9 protein-coding genes and 2 tRNA genes are annotated in these 6769 nt (G+C 68.0%); 5 read left to right on the top strand and 6 right to left on the bottom strand.

The features are described from left to right. The 3 genes from KBY71_RS08240 to KBY71_RS08230 all read left to right on the top strand — a co-directional run. The coding region (locus KBY71_RS08240; RefSeq protein WP_254928446.1) for a DUF1643 domain-containing protein at window positions 1-469 on the top strand (469 nt) is incomplete at its 5' end. Continuing rightward, window positions 427-669 carry a hypothetical protein gene (locus KBY71_RS08235; protein WP_190390560.1) on the top strand — a complete coding sequence of 81 codons (243 nt, stop codon included), beginning with the start codon at window positions 427-429 and terminating at the stop codon, window positions 667-669. The genes KBY71_RS08240 and KBY71_RS08235, both read left to right, overlap by 43 nt. Beyond that, the gene (locus KBY71_RS08230; protein WP_254928445.1) at window positions 666-1916 is read left to right on the top strand and encodes a sodium:proton antiporter; all 1251 of its coding nucleotides are present in this window, start codon (window positions 666-668) and stop codon (window positions 1914-1916) included. The genes KBY71_RS08235 and KBY71_RS08230 overlap by 4 nt, the downstream gene beginning before the upstream one ends. Here the strand turns inward: KBY71_RS08230 and gltX are convergent. The 5 genes from gltX to rplS form a co-directional block, all read right to left on the bottom strand. Further along, the gene (gene gltX / locus KBY71_RS08225) at window positions 1848-3275 is read right to left on the bottom strand and encodes a glutamate--tRNA ligase (RefSeq protein ID WP_254928444.1); all 1428 of its coding nucleotides are present in this window, start codon (window positions 3273-3275) and stop codon (window positions 1848-1850) included. The two genes, KBY71_RS08230 and gltX, sit on opposite strands and share 69 nt — an antisense overlap. 59 nt (window positions 3276-3334) lie before the next feature. Then, window positions 3335-3408, bottom strand: a tRNA-Asp gene (locus KBY71_RS08220). A 158-nt stretch (window positions 3409-3566) separates the two neighbouring features. Next, a complete protein-coding gene (locus tag KBY71_RS08215; RefSeq protein ID WP_006043540.1) occupies window positions 3567-3755 on the bottom strand; it encodes a hyperconserved protein Hcp in 189 nt (62 codons plus the stop codon). Between the two features lie 36 nt (window positions 3756-3791). Beyond that, a tRNA-Trp gene (locus KBY71_RS08210) sits at window positions 3792-3864 on the bottom strand. 109 nt (window positions 3865-3973) lie between these two features. Next, a complete protein-coding gene (gene rplS, locus KBY71_RS08205; protein ID WP_254928443.1) occupies window positions 3974-4465 on the bottom strand; it encodes a 50S ribosomal protein L19 in 492 nt (163 codons plus the stop codon). A gap of 149 nt (window positions 4466-4614) precedes the next feature. On the opposite strand from rplS, the gene map reads away from it, so the two are divergent. Further along, the gene (gene map, locus KBY71_RS08200; protein ID WP_254928442.1) at window positions 4615-5490 is read left to right on the top strand and encodes a type I methionyl aminopeptidase; all 876 of its coding nucleotides are present in this window, start codon (window positions 4615-4617) and stop codon (window positions 5488-5490) included. A gap of 15 nt (window positions 5491-5505) precedes the next feature. Here the strand turns inward: map and KBY71_RS08195 are convergent, their stop codons facing one another. Continuing rightward, complete coding sequence (locus KBY71_RS08195) at window positions 5506-6258, bottom strand: short-chain dehydrogenase (RefSeq protein WP_254928441.1); 753 nt, start codon at window positions 6256-6258, stop codon at window positions 5506-5508. Between the two features lie 124 nt (window positions 6259-6382). Between KBY71_RS08195 and ebsA the strand changes: the two genes are divergently transcribed. After that, on the top strand, window positions 6383-6745 hold the full coding sequence (gene ebsA, locus KBY71_RS08190) for a type IV pilus biogenesis protein EbsA (RefSeq protein ID WP_254928440.1): 363 nt from the start codon (window positions 6383-6385) through the stop codon (window positions 6743-6745). Window positions 6746-6769: the final 24 nt, after the last annotated feature.

The raw sequence follows: 6769 nt of genomic DNA, 5'->3' as shown, positions 1-6769 counted from the left end.
CGATGGCCAGCGTGACGATCCCACCCTGCGGCGGCTGCTGGGGTTCGCCCAGCGTTGGGGCTACGGCAGCCTGGAGGTGCTCAACCTGTTTGCCCGCATCAGCCCCTCGCCGGCGGTGCTGCGCCGCGCCGCCGATCCGGTGGGTGCCGAGGCCGATGCCTGGATCCGGCACCGGCTGGCAGCCCAGCCCCAGGCGCCGCTGTGGCTGGGCTGGGGCAACCAGGGCGCCTGGCGGGATCGGGATCGGGCGGTGCTGGCGGTGCTGCAGGGGCGGCGCCTCTGGGCCCTGGGCCTCACTGCCGCCGGCCAGCCCCGCCATCCCCTCTATGTGGCCGGCACTGTTGCGCTGCAGCCGCTGGCCTGGCACAACCCAGTGGCCCTGGGGCATCCTGTGGGCACGACCGCCCATCCCGCTGCCCCCTCCCCATGTCCCGCATCCCCCGCCGCTACGCCGTTCATCTGCACATGAGCGGCGGCCAAACCGAAACAGTGAACTTCCAGACCCTGGAGGCGTTTCAGCAGTGGTATGGCGGCGTGCTCACCGCCTCAGCCCCCGACACCTTTGTGAACGTGCCGATCGGTGACCTGGAGGGGGAATACCTGGTGGTGCGGCCCAGTGGCGTGATCGGCATTCACGTGGAGCCCAAGTTCAACGCCCTCGATGAATGACGCCTGAGCGGCTGGGCCTGCTCTGGGGAGTCACCGTGTTTGCCGGGGCAATTGCCCAGGCCCTGGCCTGGCTCACGGGCCTGCCCGGGGTGGTGCTGCTGCTCAGCGCGGGCCTGGTGATCGGCCGTTCCGGCTTCGGCCTGGTGGAGCCCCTCGACCTGGGCGCCGGCCTGGGCACGGTGGTGGGGCTGCTGGTGAGCCTGGTGCTGTTTGACGGCGGCCTCAACCTGCGGCTGCCCGGCGATGCCACCAAGCAAGCGGTGCTGCGCATCGTGCTGGTGCGGCTGGTGCTGGCCCTCGGCGCCGGCCTGCTGGCCGCCCACACGCTGGCGGGGCTCAACTGGCCCCTGGCGGCCGTGTTCAGCGCCATCGTGCTGGCCACCGGCCCCACCGTGGTGAATCCGCTGGTGCGCCAGATCCGCCTGTCGCCGCCCCTCGGTGATGTGCTGGAGGGGGAAGGCTTGATCCTCGAGCCGATCGGGGCCGTGCTGGCCCTGCTGCTGCTGGAGCTGGCCTTGGGCGATCTGCACGGCTGGCGAGAGCTGGCCCTGGGCCTGCTGCAGCGGCTGGGTGGTGGGGTGGCGATCGGGGCGGGGTGCGGCTGGTTGCTGGCCGAAGCCCTGCGCCGCATTCCCGCCCAACCGGCCGGGGCCCTGCGGCTTCAGCTCACGGTGGGCACCCTGTTTCTGATGTTCAGCGGCTGTGAGCTGCTGCTGCCCGAGTCGGGCTTGCCGGCGGCCGTGGCGGCGGGCGTGGTGGTGGGGCGCCGGCCCGACACCGATGCCGCCGAGCTCGATGAGCTGATCCGCCAGCTGGCCCAGCTGGCGATCACCATGCTCTTTCCGCTGCTGGCGGCCGATGTGAGCTGGGCCGAACTCAGCCCCCTGGGCTGGGGCGGGGTGAGCTGCGTGCTGGTGTTGATGCTGCTGGTGCGTCCGGTGGCGATTGGCCTGGCCACCTGGGGCCTCGACTTCACCCTGCCCCAACGGGCCCTGATGAGCTGGTTGGCGCCCCGGGGCATCGTGACGGCCGCCGTGGCCAGCCTGTTTGCCATTCGGCTGGAGCAGGCCGGGGTGGTGGGGGCTGGCCGGCTTCAGGGGTTGGTGTTTTTGACGATCCTGCTCACGGTGGGCCTGCAGGGCCTCAGCGCCGGGCCCCTGGCCCGCTGGCTGGGCCTCTCAGAGGCAGCGGGCGATGCGGGCGCGGTCGTCGCCGCTGCGGTGGAGCAGCAGCCAGGTGGCCAGTAGGTCGGGTCCTTGGAGGCTGCCGAGCAGCGCCGCCCGCAGGCTCTTCATGATCACGCCCTTCTTCACCCCCGCCGCCGTGGCTGCCTCGGTGAGCAGGGTCTGGGCTTGATCCGCGCTGAGCGGGCCCTCCGGCAGGCGCTCCAGCAGGGCGGCCAGGGCCGGCCGGGCCCCCTCGCTGGCCAGCTGGCTGCTGGCCGACTCCTGTAGCTCTGGGGTGGTGAAGAAGGGCCGGGCCTGCTCCACCCCATCGGCGAGCAGGCTCAGCGATGGCCCGATCAGGCTGCAGAGGTCAGCTTGCCAAGTGGGGTCGGCTTGGGCCGGGCCTGGCGCCGTGCCCCAGCCCTGGGCGGCCCAGAGGGGCAGCAGTTGCTGCCGCAGGGCGTCAGGCCCAAGTTCATGGAGCACCTGGCCATTGAGCCAGTTGAGCTTGTCCCAGTCGAAGCGGGCTCCGGCCCGGTTCACCCGCTCAAAGTCGAACACGGTGGCCGCCTCGGCCAGGGTGAAGCGCTCCCCCATGCCCTCCGGCGGCGACCAGCCCAGCAGGGTCATGTAGTTGGCCAGGGCCTCCGGGGTGTAACCCATGGCTTGGAAGTCGCTCACCGAGGTGACGCCATCGCGTTTCGAGAGCTTCTTGCCCTCCTGGTTGAGGATCAGGGGGGTGTGGGCAAAGATCGGCGGCTCGGTGCCCAGGGCTGCGTAGAGCAGCAGCTGCTTGGCGGTGTTGGCGATGTGGTCTTCGCCGCGGATCACGTGGCTGATCGCCATGGCGATGTCGTCCACCACCACCACCAGGTTGTAGAGGGGATCACCGATCTGGTCGGCGGGGGCGCGGCGGGCGATCACCATGTCGCCGCCCAGGTCGCTGCCGCTCCAGCGCATGTCGCCGCGCACCAGGTCGCTCCAGGTGATGGTGGCGTCGTCGTCGATTTTGAAGCGCACCGTGGCCTCACGGCCTTCGGCGATGAAGGTCTGCTGCTGCTCCGCGGTGAGCTGGCGGTGGCGGTTGTCGTAGCGGGGGGCCTGTTTGCTGGCGGCCTGCTGGTCCCGCATGGCGGTGAGTTCGGCTTCCGTGGCAAAGCAGCGGTAGGCCTGGCCGGAGTCGAGCAGTTGCTGGATCGCCGCCCGGTGCTCGCCGATGCGGGCGCTCTGCACCACGGGCTCGCCATCCCAGTGCAGCCCAAGCCACTGCAGGCCTTCCAGGATGTTGGCGGTGTATTCGGGCCTGCTGCGCTCCCGGTCGGTGTCCTCGATGCGCAGCAGAAACTCGCCGCCTTGGCGCCGGGCGAACAGCCAGTTGAACACTGCCGTACGGGCCGTGCCGATGTGCAGGGTGCCCGTGGGGCTGGGGGCCAGGCGCACGCGTACAGGGCGTGAGGACTGTGCAGCACCCACCGGGATGACTCCTGATTGAACTGGAACGGGACTGACGGGGCTCGAACCCGCAACTTCCGCCGTGACAGGGCGGTGCTCTAACCGATTGAACTACAGTCCCAGGCTGCCTTTTGGGCAATCTGCGTCGCGGCTGCGACCTCAAAAGTATCCGTGATCGCCGGTCCGATCGTCAACCAATTGGTGTGTCTTGAATTGGTGTGGATCAAACCAGCAACAACGCATCGAATACCCAGGCCGTTGGGGCGGCCTGAAGGGCGTTCAGGGGCGAAATCCTGCCGGCTCAATCAGCCGAACCTGATTTCCCCGGGCCGTGAATTCGCGGCCCTGGTCGCTTTGCACGACCACGCGGCCACCCGATTTGACCCGGATCACCCGTGCGCGAACCCAGCCCAAGGCTGCTGATTCGAGCACTTTGACCACATCCCCGGGTTGTAGATCCAACTCCATCCTCGGAACCAGGAAACTGCAAGTTGGGGCATCGAACGCGCCGTGGAGGACTTGAACCCCCGACATCAGGTTTTGGAGACCTGCGTTCTACCAACTGAACTAACGGCGCAAGACCGATGCCCCCGTAAACATGAGATCCGTACGTCAATACAGCGCTCTCGATAAAAAACTTTCTGAAGAAAGAATTCCGAGAGCGTGTGTTGACGCGGGTAGGGATCTCAGCGATCGAAGCGCTGCTTGACCCGCGTGGCTTTACCCACCCGGTCGCGCAGGTAAAAGAGCTTCGCCCGACGCACCTTACCGCGGCGCTCCACTTTCACGGAAGCCACCTGGGGGCTGTGAAGCATGAAGACCCGTTCCACGCCGATGCCCTGGAAGATGCGACGCACGGTGATGGTCTCGTTGAGGCCGCCATGGCGTTTGGCGATCACGACGCCCTCGTAGGGCTGCACGCGCTCCTTGTTGCCCTCGCGGATCCGGACGCCCACCTTGACGGTGTCACCCACGTAGATCTCGGGAAGTTCGTCCTTGAGCTGCTCCGCCTCAAACGCACGGATCAGCTCCTGGGCGCTGAGTTTGCCGGTGGTGGCCTTGGTCCCGCTGGCCTTCGCCGCAGCCGGCTTCTCCTGCACGGCGGTCGCCGCCGCAGCCGTGTCGGCTTCCGCCTCTGCCGGGTTCACGGCTTGATTGTCTGTCGACTCCGTTGCCATCTCAGCTCCGCGACGCCTGGCCAAACAGCCAGTGTACCGGCTCAGGTGCCACCCCCAGTGGATGGGCTCCCCAGCGACCTGTCCACGGCGTTCCACTCCCGTTGGTAGTTTGACGTTCTGCCGTTTCCAACGCTGCCGGCGCCACCAGCATGAATCTGTTTGCCGATCTGCTGGCCAGCACCAAGGCATCCTCTGCCCCGGCCCCCGCCCCCGCTCCCGCCACAGCGCTTGAAACCGGTCCGCGCATTCAGAAGAGCCGACGGGGCGTGGAGATCAAGAGCGCCCGCGAGATCGACACCATGCGCCAGGCGAGCCGCATCGTGGCCACGGTGCTGCGCGAAATCCTCGAGTTGGCGGCCCCCGGTATGACCACCGGCGACCTCGACCGCCATGCCGAGAAGCGGATCCGCGAGATGGGGGCCACGCCCAGCTTCAAGGGCTATCACGGGTTCCCCGCTAGCATCTGCGCCTCGATCAACAACGAGGTGGTGCACGGCATCCCCAATAGCAAGCGGGTGATCCAGGCCGGCGATCTGGTGAAGATCGACACCGGGGCCTATTTCGACGGCTACCACGGCGACAGCTGCGTGAGCCTGTGCGTGGGCGAAGGCGCCACGGAGGAGGCCCAGACCCTCTGCCGGGTGGCCCAGGAATCGCTCATGAAGGGCCTGGCCCAGATCAAGGCGGGCAACACCCTGCTCGACATCGCCGGCGCCGTTCAGGACCACGTGGAAGCCCATGGCTTCGCGGTGGTGGAGGACTACACCGGCCACGGCGTGGGCCGCAACCTCCATGAAGAACCCTCGGTGTTCAACTTCCGCACCCGGGATCTGCCCAACATGAAACTGCGGCCGGGCATGACGCTGGCGGTGGAGCCGATCCTCAACGCCGGCAGCAAGGCCTGCCGCACCCTCAAGGACCGCTGGACCGTGGTGACCGTGGATGGCAGCTGGTCGGCCCAGTGGGAGCACACCATCGCCGTCACCAGTGACGGTTGCGAAATCCTCACCGACCGGGACTTTTAGGGCTGGATTCTGGGTTCAGGCCCTCGTCAGTGCTTTGAAGTAAAGCCACCGCCCCAGGGTGTGGAGCGGCATCAGCACGTAGGTGAGCGGGTTGGGGGTGACGATGATCAGGTTGCAGCCCAACCGGGCCTGGGCCAGCGCCTGGGAGGCGACAAAGTCCGCTCCCATCAGGCCGATCGGGTTGAGCGCGGAGCGGAAGGGCCCCAGCACCAGCCGGCGGATGCGCAGCGGTCCGGAGGCCCCACCCAGATCGAGGGCCCGCAGGCTCACCAGCTGGCCCAGCAGCCGTTTGCTCAGCTCGTAGAGCGGGCTGAAGGCCGGTTGGATTTCCGCCTCGGAGGTGTTGATCCACACCTCGGGCTGCGGGCGCCCGGCGCCGGGGCGTTGTCGCACCACCTCGGCGAACAGCTCCAGCAGACGCCAACTGCTGAGGGCATTCACCTCCAGGGCCAGGTCGGTGGCCTCGCGGCTGCGGGCCTGCTGGTGGTTGATGCCGTGGTTGAGCACCAGCACATCAACACGCTCCAGCAGGGGACGCAGGGCGTTTTCCTGGCCGATCTGCCAGGCCGCCTGCTCCACCGGAATCGCCTTGCCGGCGGCATCGCGCAGGTCAAGGGGGCGTTGGCCGCTGGTCAGGGCCACCAGCCGGATGCCCTGCCCTGCTGCGGGCTGGCGTGACCAGGCCCGCAGCAGGGCCTGCCCGAAGCTGCCGCTGGCGCCGGTGATCGCCACGGTGGTTGCACCGGTGCTCCCATCAAATGTGACCATGACCCTGGCGCAAATGGCGACCGACGCGCCAGCATGGTGCAGTCCCGCCGCCGCATCTGCCTCCTTGATGGCTGATGGCATCTCCGCTGATCTGGCTTGGTCCGATCAGGCTTCGTCTGAGACCGTGGCCCCGCTGGTGCCCCTGTTTGCTCCCTACTGCGGGGGGTTGGGGCATCAGGTGTCCCTGGAGGAGGCCCTGGCCATTCTGCTGGTTGGCCACTGGACGGGCCTGCGCCTGCTGCAGGGTGGACGCAGCCATTCCCTGCGGCTGAGCTGGAGTGGCGAGACGGCTCCCCAGGAGCTCCTCCACTGCGACCTCATCTTTCCGGACCTGCCCCAGGTGGCCTACGCCTTTGACCTCCCCTGTCATCAGTTGGTGCAGTGGTTGATGGAGCGGCAGGGCCAGGAGTTGCCAGCGAGCTTCTGGCGCTGGCTGCTGTTGGGTCAGCCCCCCCTGGCGACGGAACCGGTGGGCAGCGCCGCCTAAATTTCGCCCCAAGACGCGCCCCCA

Source organism: Cyanobium sp. T1B-Tous (assembly GCF_024345475.1).
Lineage (GTDB): Bacteria > Cyanobacteriota > Cyanobacteriia > PCC-6307 > Cyanobiaceae > Cyanobium_A.
The sequence above is the reverse complement of the archived record's forward strand: the minus strand, read 5'-3'. Positions and strand labels throughout refer to the sequence as shown.

Coding starts and splice junctions, on each gene's coding strand:
- KBY71_RS08235 (WP_190390560.1), top strand. CDS start 427: ATGTCCCGCATCCCCCGCCGCTACGCCGTTCATCTGCACATGAGCGGC.
- KBY71_RS08230 (WP_254928445.1), top strand. CDS start 666: ATGACGCCTGAGCGGCTGGGCCTGCTCTGGGGAGTCACCGTGTTTGCC.
- KBY71_RS08215 (WP_006043540.1), bottom strand. CDS start 3,755: ATGGAGTTGGATCTACAACCCGGGGATGTGGTCAAAGTGCTCGAATCA.
- rplS (WP_254928443.1), bottom strand. CDS start 4,465: ATGGCAACGGAGTCGACAGACAATCAAGCCGTGAACCCGGCAGAGGCG.
- map (WP_254928442.1), top strand. CDS start 4,615: ATGAATCTGTTTGCCGATCTGCTGGCCAGCACCAAGGCATCCTCTGCC.
- KBY71_RS08195 (WP_254928441.1), bottom strand. CDS start 6,258: ATGGTCACATTTGATGGGAGCACCGGTGCAACCACCGTGGCGATCACC.